This is a genomic window from Pseudoalteromonas sp. SG43-8 (assembly GCF_014164245.1).
Taxonomy (GTDB): Bacteria; Pseudomonadota; Gammaproteobacteria; order Enterobacterales; family Alteromonadaceae; genus Pseudoalteromonas; species Pseudoalteromonas distincta.
The window spans coordinates 538,708-555,214 of record NZ_JACJEX010000001.1; the positions used below are offsets into that span (position 1 = coordinate 538,708).

General features: G+C 40.0%; 14 protein-coding genes. 6 read left to right on the forward strand and 8 right to left on the reverse strand.

The features are described 5' to 3' along the window. The 3 genes from H5122_RS02455 (at position 1) to H5122_RS02465 (ending at position 3,040) form a co-directional block, all read left to right on the forward strand. Entirely contained in the window at positions 1-711 is a 711-nt protein-coding gene (locus H5122_RS02455) for a DUF6445 family protein (RefSeq protein ID WP_182681189.1), read from the forward strand. Positions 712-718: 7 nt separating this feature from the next. After that, positions 719-1,540 carry a ThuA domain-containing protein gene (locus tag H5122_RS02460; RefSeq protein WP_182672185.1) on the forward strand — a complete coding sequence of 274 codons (822 nt, stop codon included), beginning with the start codon at positions 719-721 and terminating at the stop codon, positions 1,538-1,540. Positions 1,541-1,759: 219 nt separating this feature from the next. Beyond that, positions 1,760-3,040 carry a glycosyl hydrolase family 8 gene (locus H5122_RS02465; protein ID WP_182681190.1) on the forward strand — a complete coding sequence of 427 codons (1,281 nt, stop codon included), beginning with the start codon at positions 1,760-1,762 and terminating at the stop codon, positions 3,038-3,040. A 123-nt stretch (positions 3,041-3,163) separates the two neighbouring features. On the opposite strand, the gene H5122_RS02470 is transcribed toward H5122_RS02465, so the two are convergent. Next, positions 3,164-4,138 (reverse strand): SMP-30/gluconolactonase/LRE family protein, encoded by a 975-nt coding sequence (locus tag H5122_RS02470; protein ID WP_182681191.1) that lies wholly within the window; start codon positions 4,136-4,138, stop codon positions 3,164-3,166. A 115-nt stretch (positions 4,139-4,253) separates the two neighbouring features. On the opposite strand from H5122_RS02470, the gene H5122_RS02475 reads away from it, so the two are divergent. Both H5122_RS02475 and H5122_RS02480 read left to right on the forward strand, forming a co-directional pair. Continuing rightward, complete coding sequence (locus tag H5122_RS02475) at positions 4,254-5,387, forward strand: endo-1,4-beta-xylanase (protein WP_182681192.1); 1,134 nt, start codon at positions 4,254-4,256, stop codon at positions 5,385-5,387. 264 nt (positions 5,388-5,651) lie between these two features. Further along, positions 5,652-6,908, forward strand: coding sequence for a hypothetical protein (locus tag H5122_RS02480; RefSeq protein WP_182681193.1), 1,257 nt, complete (start codon positions 5,652-5,654; stop codon positions 6,906-6,908). 129 nt (positions 6,909-7,037) lie between these two features. On the opposite strand, the gene H5122_RS02485 is transcribed toward H5122_RS02480, so the two are convergent. Further along, positions 7,038-7,403, reverse strand: a complete 366-nt coding sequence (locus H5122_RS02485) for a cupin domain-containing protein (protein WP_182681194.1) — start codon at positions 7,401-7,403, stop codon at positions 7,038-7,040. Between the two features lie 14 nt (positions 7,404-7,417). Continuing rightward, entirely contained in the window at positions 7,418-9,265 is a 1,848-nt protein-coding gene (locus H5122_RS02490; RefSeq protein WP_182681195.1) for a DUF5060 domain-containing protein, read from the reverse strand. Between the two features lie 157 nt (positions 9,266-9,422). Between H5122_RS02490 and H5122_RS02495 the strand changes: the two genes are divergently transcribed. Next, a complete protein-coding gene (locus H5122_RS02495) occupies positions 9,423-10,562 on the forward strand; it encodes an endo-1,4-beta-xylanase (RefSeq protein WP_182681196.1) in 1,140 nt (379 codons plus the stop codon). A 68-nt stretch (positions 10,563-10,630) separates the two neighbouring features. Here H5122_RS02495 and H5122_RS02500 read toward each other — a convergent pair whose 3' ends face one another. The 5 genes from H5122_RS02500 to xylA all read right to left on the reverse strand — a co-directional run bounded on the left by H5122_RS02500 (position 10,631) and on the right by xylA (position 16,485). Continuing rightward, complete coding sequence (locus H5122_RS02500; protein ID WP_182681197.1) at positions 10,631-11,608, reverse strand: aldose epimerase family protein; 978 nt, start codon at positions 11,606-11,608, stop codon at positions 10,631-10,633. A 13-nt stretch (positions 11,609-11,621) separates the two neighbouring features. Next, the gene (locus H5122_RS02505; protein ID WP_182681198.1) at positions 11,622-12,005 is read right to left on the reverse strand and encodes a hypothetical protein; all 384 of its coding nucleotides are present in this window, start codon (positions 12,003-12,005) and stop codon (positions 11,622-11,624) included. Between the two features lie 105 nt (positions 12,006-12,110). After that, the gene (tkt, locus tag H5122_RS02510; protein ID WP_182681199.1) at positions 12,111-14,129 is read right to left on the reverse strand and encodes a transketolase; all 2,019 of its coding nucleotides are present in this window, start codon (positions 14,127-14,129) and stop codon (positions 12,111-12,113) included. Between the two features lie 58 nt (positions 14,130-14,187). Beyond that, a complete protein-coding gene (gene tal, locus H5122_RS02515) occupies positions 14,188-15,129 on the reverse strand; it encodes a transaldolase (protein ID WP_404936273.1) in 942 nt (313 codons plus the stop codon). A gap of 36 nt (positions 15,130-15,165) precedes the next feature. Continuing rightward, on the reverse strand, positions 15,166-16,485 hold the full coding sequence (gene xylA / locus H5122_RS02520; protein WP_182681201.1) for a xylose isomerase: 1,320 nt from the start codon (positions 16,483-16,485) through the stop codon (positions 15,166-15,168). Positions 16,486-16,507: the final 22 nt, after the last annotated feature.

Below are 16,507 nucleotides of genomic sequence, written 5' to 3' on the forward strand. Positions count from 1 at the left end.
ATGCTAACACTTTGCAATAATTTACAGCCGCAGTATGAGTTGATAGGGCAAGAGCAAACGCCAATTATTATAATTGACGACTACCTGAGTGTGCCGCAAAAACTTATAAACTTAGCTAAAAGTGCTGAGAACAACAGTGGCGAGTTTAAGCCTGACGAACTCACTCAATACCCTGGTTTACGCATGCCGCTGCCAAAGCAATGTGTGGTTGATTACTTAAAGCCGCTTATACAGGGGTTTTATAACGTATTTAATATTGGGCAAACACTTACCCCATACCCAAAAGATAATACCTTATCGTTAATTACCAAAACCGAGCAGCAGCTATCACCAATACAAACCTTGCCACACTTTGATACCAACGATCCTAACTTAATTGCCATTATTCATTACCTTGGCGAAGGCGAGCATGGCGGCACTGGGTTTTTTAGGCATAAAAAAACAGGGTTTGAAACAATCAGCACAAAGCGCAAAAACACGTATTTAACACATGCTCAGCAATACCTTGAATTAGATAATACAAAGCCTAGTTACTGCACCACGCAGCACAGTGAGTTTGAGTGCTACAAGCACATAGAATATAAGCCAAATAGGCTTATTGTGTTTCCTGGGTATTTGCTGCACACCAGTTTACTTAACACCTCTACCGATATTTCGTCGTGTCCACAAACAGGGCGGCTAACGGCTAATATGTTTGTTCATTTTAAATAGGAATACTATGTCTTTTTCTTTATCTAGATTCGCATATAAGGGTTGGCTATTAAGCTTTGTTGTATTGGCACTGAGTATGGCAACAGTGCAAAAAAGTAATGCTACAGGGTTTGATACCCTCCCTAAAAAGCAATTTAATGTGCTGCTATTTACAAAAACCGCAGGGTGGCACCATAAGTCGCAAACCGAAGGCGTTAAAGCACTAGAAGGCTTAGCCGATAAGCACTTTTTTAACTTAATTTGGCACGAAGAAAGCCATTATTTTAACGACGATTACTTAAAAAATGTTGATGTAGTGGTATTTTTATCAACCACAGGCGATATTTTAAACCCAAAAGAGCAAGCCGCGCTTGAGCGATTTGTAAAAGCAGGTAAAGGCTTTGTTGGTATTCATAGCGCATCAGATACCGAATACGACTGGGCGTGGTATCAAAAGCTGGTGGGGCGCACCTTTAACATTCATCCTGTTATTCAAACTGGCGTACTAAGTAAAGTACCTAATACTCGCTTTATTGGCTTAAACCATATGCCGCAGGAAATGCTTTGGACAGACGAGTGGTACGAATTTGGGCCTGAGCTAACTAAGTTAAACTACTTACTCACAGTTGATGAGCAAAGTTACAATCCAACTGCCGATTGGGGTAATAACAAAACAGGCTCAGGTATGGGGGCGTTTCATCCTATTTCGTGGTATCACAATTACGATGGCGGACGCTCGTTTTATACAGCCCTTGGACATACTAATGCTGTGTATAAAAGTGAGTTTTTAACAGAGCATATTTATGGCGGAATTTATTGGGCTGCAACGGGTAAAGGGTTAAAAAAGTAGCAATTAATAAATAACCAATAAATACGCTTTTAACACTATTTATGTCGATTTAGGCTGCTTTTTTAAGCGGCTTTTTATATTTTAAACACTTCTTAAACACCTCACATATCTCACTTAGTTTATAAAATAAACAAATAATTTTGAGAATTTCTTGATCAAATGGTCAAAAAGACTATATTAAATTTGCACGCTGATATAATTCAAATAAAGAGGATAAACATGAAAGTACTTTTTAAAATAACAACTTTATTGTTAACGCTAATAAGCTATCAATCACTTGCTGCATTTAATAATAACCCATCGAGTGTAGGCGCCGACAGTTCAGGAGCATACCGTAACCTCGCACAAGAAATGGGTAAAACAAATATACAGCAAAAAGTGAATAGTACTTTTGACAATATGTTTGGCTATAACAACACACAACAACTTTACTACCCGTACACCGAAAACGGTGTTTATAAAGCACACTACATAAAAGCAATTAACCCAGACGAAGGCGACGATATAAGAACAGAAGGGCAATCGTGGGGAATGACCGCCGCTGTCATGCTTTATAAACAAGAAGAATTTGATAACCTATGGCGCTTTGCAAAAGCGTATCAAAAAAATCCAGACAATCACCCTGATGTAAAAAAACAAGGCGTTTACGCGTGGAAACTAAAGCTTAATCAAAACGGCTTTGTTTATAAAGTGGATGAGGGCCCCGCCCCCGATGGTGAAGAGTACTTTGCGTTTGCACTACTTAATGCCTCCGCTCGTTGGGGAAATTCGGGTGAGTTTAACTACTACAACGATGCCATTACCATGTTAAACACAATTAAAAACAAGCTGATGCAAAACCAAATAATCCGCTTTTCACCTTACATTGATAACCTAACAGACCCTTCTTATCACATACCTGCGTTTTATGACTACTTTGCAAATAACGTAACTAATCAAGCCGATAAAAATTACTGGCGACAAGTAGCCACAAAAAGTAGAACCTTACTTAAAAACCATTTTACAAAAGCAAGTGGTAGCCCGCATTGGAACTTACCTACATTTTTATCGCGCTTAGATGGCAGCCCTGTTATTGGCTACATTTTTAACGACCAAGCAAACCCAGGTCAATGGTATGAATTTGATGCATGGCGCGTAATTATGAATGTGGGTTTAGACGCGCATTTAATGGGTGCTCAAGCGTGGCATAAAAGCGCAGTAAATAAAGCACTGGGCTTTTTAAGTTATGCAAAAACTAACAACAGTAATAACTGTTACGAGCAAGTGTATTCGTACGGTGGAGCGCAAAACAAAGGCTGTGCAGGCGAAGGTCAAAAAGCCGCGAATGCAGTAGCGTTACTTGCTTCAACAAACGCTGGGCAAGCAAATGAATTTTTTAACGAATTTTGGTCTTTATCGCAACCAACGGGTGACTACCGTTACTATAATGGTTCGTTATATATGTTAGCTATGCTGCATGTATCGGGCAATTTTAAGTTTTATAACAACACGTTTAATTAAAATAACGCTACCTAAGTAGAAAAAACTTAGATAATAAAAAACCGGTGTAACTAAGTTACACCGGTTTTTGTGCTTAACGAGTGAGCTTAACTTTCTCTTTAATACGTTGCTTAACTAATTTAGCTAATTAGCCAAACCCGCTACTTTTACATCAAGCGTAAATAACCCCTTAGCGGTGGTTATTAATAACGTTTTGCGATTTTTACCACCAAACGCAAGGTTAGTTACATTAGGGCCAAGTTCAATTTTATCGATAAGTGAGCCGCGTGGCGTGTAAATATTAATAACGCCTTTTTTGTGACTGCTTACGTAAATATTGCCAGCAGAGTCTACTTTTATACCATCGGGTGAGGTTACTTTAATAAAGTCTTCGCGCGGTAAAATATCACCGTTTTCATCGATAGTGTATTTGCTTACGCGGTTACTAAAGTCGCCAACATAAAGGGTATGTTGATCAGGCGAGAGCGCAACACCGTTGGGCTTTTCAAGAGTAGCGTCAATTAAACTAAGTATGCCTGTATTGCTTAACTTATATACACCGGTATAAGACATTTGCTGAGTGCGTTCGCCTAGTTGCCAATTAGGATCGGTAAAAAATATATCGCCATTTTTATGCATAGTCATATCGTTTGGCGAGCTAAAGCTTAGCCCATCAAATTTATTGACTATTACGGTATTGGTCTTACTTTTTATATTAATTTTAGAAAGCGATTGCGTACTATGGTTAAGCGTATAGAGGCTCTCTCCTTTGGCATACAAGCCGTTTGTACCACTGTGTTTTAAATAAGTGGTGAGGGTATTGGGCAGCACTAATTTATAAATGGTCGAATCAGGGCCAAGTGCTTGCGAGCTAGCAAAGTTCATTTCTGAAAAATAAAACGCATTGTCTTGGCTTGACCACGTTGGGCCTTCTAAAAATAATAAATTGTCACTAACAAGTGTGGGTGTTACGCCCTTTATTAATGGCGACTGCTCATTGCTTTGGCTGTTTACAGTGTTTAACAAAGGTGTATTTTCGGGTTGTTGTGCCAGCGCTGCTTTATTAAAACAGAGCATTAATACAACTAAGCTTAGCGTTTTTTTGTGTGTTTTTAGCATAGACGTTTACTCAGGTTTGTTTAATTTATAATTAATGGTCATTTTGACTATATCATTTATTTTTTTCGTTGTATGATATTTATCGAAAATAATAACGATTCAACGGAGCACACACATGCATAAAAAACACACACTCAGCCTGCTTTTACTTGCAGGATCATTAAGCGTAAACGCTGCACAAGACCAAGGCCTTAAAAACACCTTTGTAGACTCATTTAAAATGGGGGTTGCTGTAAATCAAGATATAGTGACAGGCAAAAACGCCGCCGCGCAGTCAATTATTGCTAAGCAATTTAATACAGTCACACTAGAAAACGCCATGAAAGCAGAAGTAATTTACCCACAGCAAGGTAAGGTCGATTTTAGTGGTGCAGATGCGTTTATAGATTTTGCCAAGCAAAATAATATGTTTACCGTAGCCCACACCTTAGTGTGGCATAACCAAACGCCCGACTGGTTTTTTACAAATAGCAAAAATGAGCCAAATACCCCAGCAGAGCAGCTTGAGCAAATGCGCAAACACATAGAGCTGGTAGCAGGGCGCTATAAAAACAAAGTAGATGCGTGGGATGTAGTTAACGAAGTAATTGCTGATGACGGCTCTTATCGCCCAACTGTGTGGGTTAACCGCGTAGGTGATGGCGATACCATGGTAAAAGCTGCGTTTAAATACGCCCAGCAGTATTCACCTAATACCGAGCTTTACTACAATGACTTTAATGCATGGCGACCAGAAAAAAGAGACGGCATTATACGTATGATCAAAATGCTGCAAAAAGAAGGTATTCGAATCGATGGCATTGGCATACAAGCGCACTGGGGGCTTAACTTTCCTAAAATGCAATATATTGAACAAGCCATTGACGCCTACGCCGCGCTGGGTATAAAAGTGATGATCACCGAGCTTGATATAGACGTGCTGCCGTTAACAAAAGAGGGGCAGATTACCGGCACCGATATGATGAAACCGCAGTTTCAGCTAGAAGAGTTTGAAACCTACCTCGACCCATACAAAAATGGCTTGCCAAGCGACGTAGAAGCGCAACTAAACGCTCGTTATAAAGCCTTGTTTGAACTGTTTTACGCAAAACGGGATAAAATAGACCGCGTAACCTTTTGGGGATTACACGATGGTATGTCGTGGAAAAACGACTACCCAATCCCAAATAGAACAAACTACCCATTATTATGGGATCGCAATTTAAACCCTAAGCCAGTTATTAAAACCATTGCTGAAGTAGTTCAGTAAACTGAATTGTGTAGTCAAAGCCGAGTATTTTTTTTGGGAAATTTATTAATGAACAGCCATAAAAGCTAAAACTTGTATTCATAAGTATTATAATTATGTCATAGGGCTGTTTTTAATTAGAAACGGGTTTGCTTTTATTTGGTACTATCGTTTCGATTTTATAAAAATAAATATGGATATTTAAGTGAGTAAAAATGTATTTAATAGCAAAAATTTAGGTGATTATTACTTTTTTTGCATTATATCGAGTTAAATGATGAAGTGATGATGATTCCAGCTCAACGAGCTAGCCAGGTTGTATTACAACAAACAAATAACTTAAGCGAAACAGAAATATTATTCTTGAAGACATACCTGCATGAGGCGACACATCTACTTGATTCATCTGCCTCAATATGGGGACTTGAGTATAGTATCAGGCTCATTAACTGCCTTGATGATATGAGCAATACAAAATCTATAGAGGTATTTGCAACTAACCACTCAGAGATAGAATTACATACCGATTTGCTATTGTCTAACGAAAGAGAGTATTTCGAATATAGAGAAATGCGTTCGGTTCTTTCTTATGATACTAGTCATGGTGTTCACTTACAGTTTTATTATTACAATAATAAAAATATTGTTTCTCATAAAACGCCTGTGAGCATGTTGTCAGTATTAGAGGGTCATGCTTTTGCTGTTGAACAATTAAAAGAAATTGAAATATATGAAAATAAAAATGATATTGTCTCGTTAAAATTATTAGAAAGAGCATATTTAAATACATTACATAATCCTCTTAGAACTGAATATACATGCCTATTAGCTTTCTCTGAGCAGATTTATCCAAGTAAAACTTTTAAAGAAAAGCTGATTATTTTGGACTTTACATGTCGCTTTTGTCTCAATATGCCAAGCATTGGATTCCCTTTTCCCAGTGATTATATTGATGGGCTATTTAGAAGCTCTAATGCAAACTGGGTCAGTTGTTTAAAGATGGAATTAAGTAGGGGGATGAATCGCTCTTCACTGTTATGTCTTATTTTAATTGTTCTCAAATACTCATTTGATGAAATACAAATAAATGAAGAAGATACGTTTGGAAATCAGGTTGAAGATAGAGTTTTTGATATCTTTCGACGAGGAGAGCAAACGTTGCAACAGTGTAAGAAGTCACTTCTGTCATTATGGGAGGTAGAATATGATTTAGGATGTAAATTACTTGATGAAAAAGGATTTGAACTAGTTAATAAGTTGGCAATATTAAATAAAGGTTATTCTTGGAATAAGTTTAATCATATAACAGCGGCACTTCCAGAAGTTGGGTTAGTCACTGGCACTTTTATTAAATCTAAGAACCCAATAAAGTTTAATATGGAACAGCATTTTATCAAATACTCGGATGCTGCAGATCAATTGACGAAATTACTTCAAAACATAAATAAAAAGAAGTCACATTTAAATCCTGATACCGCACATGCTTGGCTAAATGATATTAATGAAGGGAAAAATTCTTTTATTAAATTTCATAATGAATAACCCAAAACAGCCTGTTCTCATATCAGGCTGTTTTGTTTTCCTCTCCTCTAAAAGCGAAGCGCCTCTTAACCTCTTTGTGCATAATTCACTTAGTCTATTTCACTAAAAAACTCAAAAAGCCATTCAAAACTACTTAGCCTGATACCTCACTACCACAAATTTAAGCGGCACATCGCCGTTGTTATAAATGCCGTGTACGTCATTAGGGGCTGCAAATAAAATATCTCCAGTGCGTGCTGGCTGGCTTTTGCCATTAAGCGTCCACGTGCCAGAGCCCTCGAGAATCATTAAGTATTCTTCATCAGGATGCTGGTGGGCTGGGTGTATTTCGTTATTAGGTTTAATAACCGCAACGCCCGTAATAGCGTCTTTTTGACTCACAATAGCTGATGTAAGTTGTGTGGGTTTATCTGCTGCGTTTACAGGCAATGCAATGGTGGCTGCGGTTGTAAGTAATACGCCGGTTACACAATGTTTAACTGTTAAATGATTCATGGTTGTTATCCTTATTATTTAGCGCTTAGGTTAATTAAATAAACCCAGTCGTTGTTAGGTGTGTTGGGTGGTGTTGCCAGTTGTGTACTCGTTGCGGTATTTACACAAAAGCGTTTGCCGTTTACGTAGTTGTTAGTTCGTGGATTAAACCAGTCGAGGGTGTAACACGCGTTTGGTAATGTGACCTGAGCTTGGCTTGCATTACTAAAATAAAATAAGTAAAACGTTGAGTTATCACTTAACGCCCAGCCTGTTTTTGTAAGATCTGGGGTGGGTGTAAGCTTTGTAAAAGGCACGTATTTTTGAAAAAACGCAACGGCGTTGGTCATCGCTAAATAGTAATCTTTGTAAGGCGTTAAATCTTGTTCAACAAGGTCGCCGCCTCCGCCTAAATAAAACTCAATACCTGCGCCACCTGCCATAAATGTGGCCCACACGCTACTTTTACGCCACGTATCTACATTGTTTGCATACTCGTAAATATAGGCTTCGTCCATGGTGATCACCCACGGGTGAGGGTTGCTTTGAGTAAGCTGGCGGTACTTTAAAACATCGCTGTAAGTGGTGTTAGTTTTAAGTTCACCTTGTAAGCTTGCCCCTGTGTAGGCGGGGTAGCCCAAAATGTTGTCGTTTGGTTTATCGTAAATGTGGTAGTCGAGCGACGGACCGTTATGTACAACAATATGCTCAGGATAGTAGGTGAGTGATTGAAAGTAATCGGCAAATTGCTTTCTTTGTTTGGTGGTATTGGCTTTTTGTTGTTTATCGTCGCCGCTTGGATCTTGCCAGCCGTTTTCTTCGCCTATATTCCACGTGGTTGCTAAATGATAGCCAAAGCGGGCAAATAACTCGCGATAGTAAATTTTACGACTAACAGCAAAGTCGTTTTTAAGCTGGCTTTCGTTCCATTCAAACAGTGATTCGTTTTCGGTTTCGCTCATTACAAAGTGAGTCATTATGCCTTTTTGCTGCATGTGGCTAAATACAATATCCCACTGAGCTAATTTAGATACATCGTAGCGTGTGGTTTGGGTTTTGCTAAGCCATGGCCAAACTTGGTCGCCATCGCCGTAGGCGTTCATGGTTAAAAAGTAATACGCGTTAATGTTAAGCGACGCTAAATAATTTATTAGCCCAATAATGCCTTTTGAAGATTGATGACTACTGTTATCAGTCTCTGTATTGATTGTTTGCCATGTAGGGTCGCTATTTTGCCAATGCTTTATATGCGCTTGGTAGTTACGCTTTGTGGGAGTGGCATCAAACCCTGAAAAGCCAAGCAGCACTTCAGGGCTGTTAGCCCCTGCTTTTAAAAAGTACTTTTTTGAGCCATTAAACTGCAAATAAGGTTTATTAACGTATTCAAGCTTACCTTTGCTTTTAAAGTCTTTACTGCTGGATGACTTAGTGGCGGCGGTAACATTAAACTCGCCTGTTTGTTTATCAAAAAATCCGGCTGATTGCTCATTTGTAACAGTATTTAATGGCACGCTTGCGATATTACGGCCTTTAACAAATGAGAGTGTATAGCGCCATTTGCCAAGCTCGTTGGGCGAAAACAAAACCTGCCATTTGTTGCCTGCTGTTGCATGTGTTTGAGCAGTGTTTGCATCGGCTGCATAATATCCAGGTACTGTATATTGCTTATTAGTGGGGCTGGTAAATGTGGCGTCTAAGCGGTAATCGGTAAAAGGGTTAGGCGTGGCAAGCTCGCTGGTGTGCGGGCCTTCAAGGGTTAAGCTTAATTTATACCAGATAGGCACGTGAGTGCTGGTTTGCTCCGCGCGAATTAGGGCGCTGAATATAAATGAGGCGAAAAATGCGCTAATTAACAGAAGCCGTTTTATTGTTATTTTTTTCATGTGTATCCTTGCTAATTTTATTGCTAGTAAAGTGTGTGATTAAGGAATATGTACTGTGTCATTTTTGTTCAGTCTATTTCAATAAAACGTTGTTGTCAAAAGGACTATATGGTGTTAGGTTTACGTTGCACACTAAAAAATAAACAACAGGTAAACCATGCATAAAAATAAACTTACAATTGCTATCTTATTAGGAATGTCTAGCCTTGCACTTGGCTGTAATAGCTCAGCAGAGCAAAGCAAACCAACATTAAAAGCGCCGGAGCAATTAACGCTTAAAGCGCAATTTAAAGAGCACTTTAAAATTGGCACAGCGATTAGCCGCGACCAAGTATTAGGGGCTTTGCCTGAAGATTTAAATGTGGCTAAAACGCAATTTAATACCTTTACGCCAGAGAACTCAATGAAGTGGGAGCGTATACACCCAGAGCTTGAAACCTACGATTTTGAAGCCGCTGATGCGTTAGTTCAGTACGCACAAGAGAACAACCAAGAATTAGTTGGGCACACATTAGTGTGGCATTCGCAAACGCCTGACTGGGTTTTTGAAGACGAACAAGGCGAGCCGCTAACCCGCGATGCATTACTTAAGCGTATGCAAAACCATATTAATGCAGTTGCAGGGCGCTATAAAAACCGTATTTTTGCATGGGACGTGGTAAACGAAGCACTTAACGAAGACGGCACACTGCGTGAATCTAAATGGAGCACCATTATTGGTGACGACTTTATAGAATATGCGTTTAAATACGCTAAGCAGGCAGCGCCTAATGCCAAGTTATATTACAACGACTATAACTTGTTTAAGTCAGAAAAAAGAGCTGGTGCAATTGCGCTTATTAAAAACTTGCAAAATAAAGGTATTCAAATTGATGGAATTGGTATGCAAGCGCATTATTCCCTTGATAACCCAGAGCTTTCGTTAATGGAAGACTCTATTGTGGCATACGCTGCCACAGGTATTGATGTGATGATAACCGAGCTTGATATTTCGGTATTGCCATTCCCAGAAGGTGAAGAACAAGGGGCTGATATTTCGTTAGATATTGCGCTGCAAGAGCGATTTAACCCATACCCGAATGGTTTGCCTAGTGAAGTAAACACCCAGTTAGGCGAGCGCTATAAAGCCGTGTTCGACATACTTAAAAAACATGACGACAAAGTAAGCCGCGTTACTTTTTGGGGCATAAGCGATGCACGCACTTGGCGCAACGATTGGCCAATGCAAGGGCGCACCGATTACCCATTATTAATTGACCGTGAGCTAAAACTTAAAAGCTTTGTAAGCGATTTATAATCGCACTAAACATTTAACCTCCCGCAAAGGATCGCTTAATAGCGATCCTTTTTTGGTTTATAAAATAGCTATTTTTTATTGGTTTTAGTTAAGCAGTAACTAATATGCGTTTGCAAAGGCACTTGAGGTGTTAAATAGCTAAAAGGAAAATGTGGGTTATTGGGGCTGTCAGGGCAAAATTGCGGCTCTAGGCAAATACCGTCAAATTGGTTAAACGGGCTTTTTAAATGCTGCCCTGTATAAACCTGAATAGCAGGGTAGTTAGAAAGCACACTCAGCATTACTTTTTTATCAGCGCTTGTAAGCGTTGCGTGTTGCTTATTGGTTTGCAGATTAAGTACTTGCTCGGTTACAAAGTTATGATCGAGTTTATCGGTTTTATTAAGCACCCGCGCATTTGTGTAGTCAAAAGTTGTATTTGCTACAGGGGCTATTAAACCTGTGGGAATGGCGTTTGTATCTACGGGGGTATAATGCGCGGCGGCCAGTTTTAATGTATGCCCTTGTGCGCTGTTAGTAATGCCATTTAAATTAAAATATGGGTGCGCTGTTGGCCCTGCAATGGTTTTTTTATTACTGGTAATCGTAAATTTAATATCAAGATTACTTTGGTTTTTACTGTTAGTGGTAAAGGTATACAGCACGTTAAATATAGTTTTACCGGGGTAGCCGTTGTAACCATCAGGCAGGGTAATACTTAAACTTAATGCATTTTTTTGATGATAATCGAGCTGCCAAAATAAGTCGCTTAATGCTTTTTGGCCGCCGTGAAGTTGGTTTACGCCTTCGTTTTTATTAAGTACATAGGTTTTATCATCAATGTTTATTTGGGCGTTACTTAGCCTGTTTGCATAAGGGCCGGCTACAGCGCCTAAGTAAAACGTGTCGTTTAAATAGTCATTAATATTAGAATAGCCAAGTATAATATTTCGTTTTTTATTATCAACATGGGTAATCCAGCTGGTAAGCCGGGCACCGTAGTTAATAATAGAAATAGTGTCGTTTGCTTCATTACTTAGTGTGTATTGAACAATTGAAGTTGTCATGTTGGTTACTCTTTTAATTGTTCGTTCTGGCTTTTTTAATTTCTTCTTTTACGATTGGGTACAGATCGTATGTTGGATAAAACTCAGTGCTGTAGGCTCTCCAGCCATAACGTTCAATCGATAAATTTACTTTTGGTAATAACGCTGCTGGAAAGCGCAAGGTAACAACTTGCCCTATGCCCATCATTACTTTCCAAGATTCTACTGTTGCGCCTTCTGGCGGGAAGTGTTTGTAAAAGTTAGCGTTGTTGAGTATTTCTTTTATTTCAGAGAGGTTTTTTGATTGGTCGTGCTTTAAAAAAATCGTTAGCATTAGTTCATCATTTTGCTCGTCACTTGCCCATGCGTTAAAACTAGTACTTGCACTAAAAAGTATAATTAATAGTAAATATTTCATAGTTCACCTTTGTTAGTTAATTATAAAAATGCGCCGAGCTTTGAAAGGCTTAGCGCATTAATTGGATAAAGTTTGGATTATTTAGCGCATTACGCGTACTAAATATTAAGCGTTCGCTTTAATTAACGCTTGCGCGGTGCTCACTACATTTTTGGTGGTAAAGCCAAAATGCTCTAATAACACATTACCTGGCGCCGACTCACCAAAAGTGCTCATACCAATTACTTTGCCTTGTAAGCCAACATATTTAAGCCAGTAATCTTGGTGTGATGTTTCAATTGCAATACGGTTTGCTACCGAGTTTGGCAATACACTTTGCTTGTAATCGTCTGATTGTAGATCAAACAATGTGGTGCTTGGCATTGATACCACACGCACTGCAACGCCTTGTGCTATCAGCTCTTTTGCGGCTTGCATTGCTAAATCAACCTCAGAGCCTGTTGCAATTAAAATAAGCTCAGGCGCTTTATTGCTTTCGCTAAGAATATAGCCGCCTTTTTCTATGTCGCTAATTTGCTGAGCGCTGCGTGGCTGGTGGTTTAGCCCTTGGCGACTAAAAATAAGCGCTGTAGGTTGCTGCTGATTTTGTATCGCGTTTTTCCACGAAACGGCAGTTTCTACTGCGTCACATGGGCGCCATGTGACTAGGTTTGGCGTCATACGTAGGTTGGCTAGTTGCTCAATAGGTTGGTGAGTTGGACCGTCTTCACCTTGACCAATAGAGTCGTGGGTATACACAAATATATTTTGAATACCCATAAGTGCCGACATTCTTACTGCGTTACGGGCGTATTCCATAAACATTAAAAATGTAGCACCGTAATTAATAAAACCACTGTGCAGTGATATGCCATTCATAATGCCGCTCATACCAAACTCGCGCACGCCATAAAACAGGTAATTACCGCTGGCGTCATCTGCGCTTATGCCTTTAGAGCCAGACCACAGCGTTAAGTTAGAACCGGCTAAATCGGCAGAGCCACCCAGTAACTCTGGTAAATGCGGGGCAAAGGCTTCAATGGTGTTTTGCGAGGCTTTTCGGCTGGCAATATTAGCGGCGTCTTTGTTGCACTGTGCAATATAGTTGTTTGCAATAGCTTCGAAGTTGTCAGGAAGGGTGCGTTTAATTACGCGTCGCTCAAATTCTTTGCCAAGCTCTGGGTGGCTTTTGGTGTAGTCGCTAAACAGTTGCTGCCATTGTTTTTGTTTTTTATCACCGCTTTGTTTAGCGTCCCAATGGGCGTAAATATCATCACTGATACTAAATGCTTCATTTGGTATGTTTAAAAATTTGCGCGCCGCAGTTATTTCATCATTACCTAATGGTGAGCCATGGCAGTCGTGCGAGCCTGATTTATTTGGCGAGCCAAAACCAATCACGGTTTTACAACAAAGTAGGGTAGGTTTATCGCTCACTTGTTTGGCTTGTGCAATGGCGCTTGCAATTTGCTCTGGGTCGTGGCCGTCTATATCTTTTATTACATGCCAGCCGTAAGCGTCAAAGCGTTTAGCTGTGTCGTCGGTAAACCAGCCCTCAACGTGTCCGTCGATAGATATGCCGTTATCGTCCCAAAAAGCAATAAGTTTACCCAGGCCTAATGTGCCTGCAAGCGAACATGCTTCGTGCGATATGCCTTCCATTAAACAGCCATCACCCATAAAACAGTAAGTGTAATGATCTACAAGATCAAAACTCTCTTTGTTAAATTGCGATGCTAGGGCTTTTTCGGCAATAGCCATACCTACGGCATTTGATAAACCTGCGCCAAGCGGACCTGTGGTTGTTTCAACACCTGGGGTATAACCGTATTCAGGGTGACCTGGGGTTTTTGAATGCATTTGCCTAAATTGTTTAAGCTCACTAAGTGGTAACTCGTACCCGCTTAAATGCAATAAAGAATAAATAAGCATAGAGCCGTGACCGTTACTAAGTACAAAGCGGTCTCGGTTTGGCCAATTTGGATCGGTTGGATTGTGGTTTAAAAAATCGTTCCACAGTACTTCGGCTATATCGGCCATACCCATAGGTGCGCCCGGATGCCCTGAGTTTGCTTGCTGTACCGCATCCATACTGAGTGCACGAATGGCATTAGCAAAAGGCGCACGAGAAGAAAGTTGCGTCATGTATTACCTCAAATAAAATTAAAAAAGCCCGCACGTTATGTGGCAGGCTTGAGGGAAATTAGTTTAGTAAGTCTTCAACCAATTTAGCCAAAATACGCTGATCTTTGGCAAAGTTACGAATACCTTCACCGAGCTTTTCGCTGGCCATTGGATCTTCGTTGTGCTGCCATAAAAATTGCTCGTGGGTGAGTGGGGTTATGTCGCTTTGCGGTGCTTTGGCAATGTTTGCAGCGTTAAGCTTTGTAACCAGTTCACCTTCTTGGCTTTGTAAATCATTGAGTAATGATGGCGAGATAGTCAGTAAATCGCAGCCAGCAAGTTCGATTATTTCCTGAATGTTTCTAAAGCTTGCGCCCATTACCACGGTTTTATAATCGTACTTTTTATAGTACTGATAAATACCTGTAACCGACTGCACACCAGGATCTTCGCTTGGGGTGTATTCTTTATTATCGCGGGCTTTGTACCAATCAAGAATACGACCAACAAACGGAGATATAAGCGTTACGTTAGCTTGTGCGCACGCAACGGCTTGAGCCATCGAAAAAAGCAGTGTTAGATTACACTTAATGCCTTCTTTTTCTAATTGTTCGGCGGCTTTAATGCCTTCCCATGTTGAAGCAAGTTTAATAAGTACGCGGTCTTTTGAAATACCCGCTTGCTCGTAAAGTGAAATAAGCTTACGCCCTTTGGCAATACTTGATTGGGTATCAAACGATAAACGCGCATCTACTTCGCTCGATATACGCCCAGGTATTACTTTTAGTATTTCACAGCCAAAGTTAACAATAAGTTGGTCGCAAACAGCATCAACGTCGCTTCCTGCTTTACTTATAGCGTCTTCAATTAAATGTTTATATTGAGGTAATTTTGCAGCTTGTAAAATTAATGAGGGGTTGGTTGTTGCATCAACCGGTTGTAGGGCCTTGATTGACTCTACATCGCCACTGTCGGCAACGACCGTGGTTACTTTTTTGAGTTGTTCTAACAAGTTCATAATGATGTACGCCTCGGCTTTAAAACCGAGGCGATGTCCTTATACGTAGCGGTTAACAATATTCTCAAGCAGCTCTTGTCGGCCCGAAACTTGCTTAGGATCGATGTTGTTTTCGTGTACTAACGCAGCAAGGCTCTCAAGTGATTGTTCACCTTTTAAAATGCTTTGGCCTAGGTCTTCTTTCCAACCAGCGTAACGTTTTTTAACAAAATCAGTCAGCTCGCCACCTTCAATCATTGCTGCTGCATTGAGTAATGCTTTAGCCATCGTATCCATACCGCCAATGTGACCGATGAATAAATCATCGCGTTCACACGATTGACGACGAAGTTTAGTATCAAAGTTGAAGCCACCGGTTGTAAAACCGCCATTCTTTAAAATTTCGTAAACGACAAGTGTGCACTCAGCTACATCGTTAGGGAATTGATCTGTATCCCATCCGTTTTGCATATCACCACGGTTAGCATCAATACTACCCATAATGCCTTCTGCGCAAGCAACGGCAATTTCGTGGTGGAAGCTATGACCTGCAAGTGTTGCGTGGTTTGCTTCAATGTTTACTTTAATTTCGTCTTGTAAGCCGTGCTTGTGTAAAAAGCCTGCAACCGTTGCTGTATCGTAATCGTACTGGTGCTTAGTTGGCTCTTGTGGTTTTGGCTCAATTAATAATGTGCCTTTAAAACCAATTTTTTTCTTGTGCTCTACAACCATTTTCAAAAAGCGTGCGTACTGCTCGCTTTCTTGCGCAAGGTCTGTATTTAGTAGTGTGTCATAACCTTCACGACCACCCCAAAGTACGTAGTTTTCGCCGCCTAAACGATGCGTAATTTCCATTGCATGTTTAACTTGCGCTGCTGCATATGCATACGTATTAGGATTAGGGTTTGTTGCACCACCGGCACAAAAACGTTTGTTTGAGAACAAGTTAGCAGTACCCCACAGTAGTTTTACGCCTGTGCGCTGCATTTCTTTTTCGATAATGTTAGCTATGTGCGTTACGTTATCGTGGCTTTCTTGTAGTGTTTTGCCTTCTGGAGCAATATCAACATCATGAAAACAAAAGTAAGGTACGCCTAGTTTTTCGAAAAACTCAAAAGCCACTTTTACTTTTTGTTCAGCAAGTTCTAATTGGTTGCCTACAGGTTGGATCCAAGGGCGGTCAAACGTACCTTCACCAAAAATATCAAACCCTGTAGAACAAAAGTTATGCCAGTAACAGGCTGCAAAACGTAAATGTTCTTTCATTGTTTTGCCAAGCACTACTTGGTTTTCGTCGTAATAACGAAATGCAAATGGGTTTTTAGAGTTTTCACCCTCAAATTTAATTTTTTCAACGTTTGTGAAAAATTGCTCGCTCATATTGTGCTCCATTAATTTTATA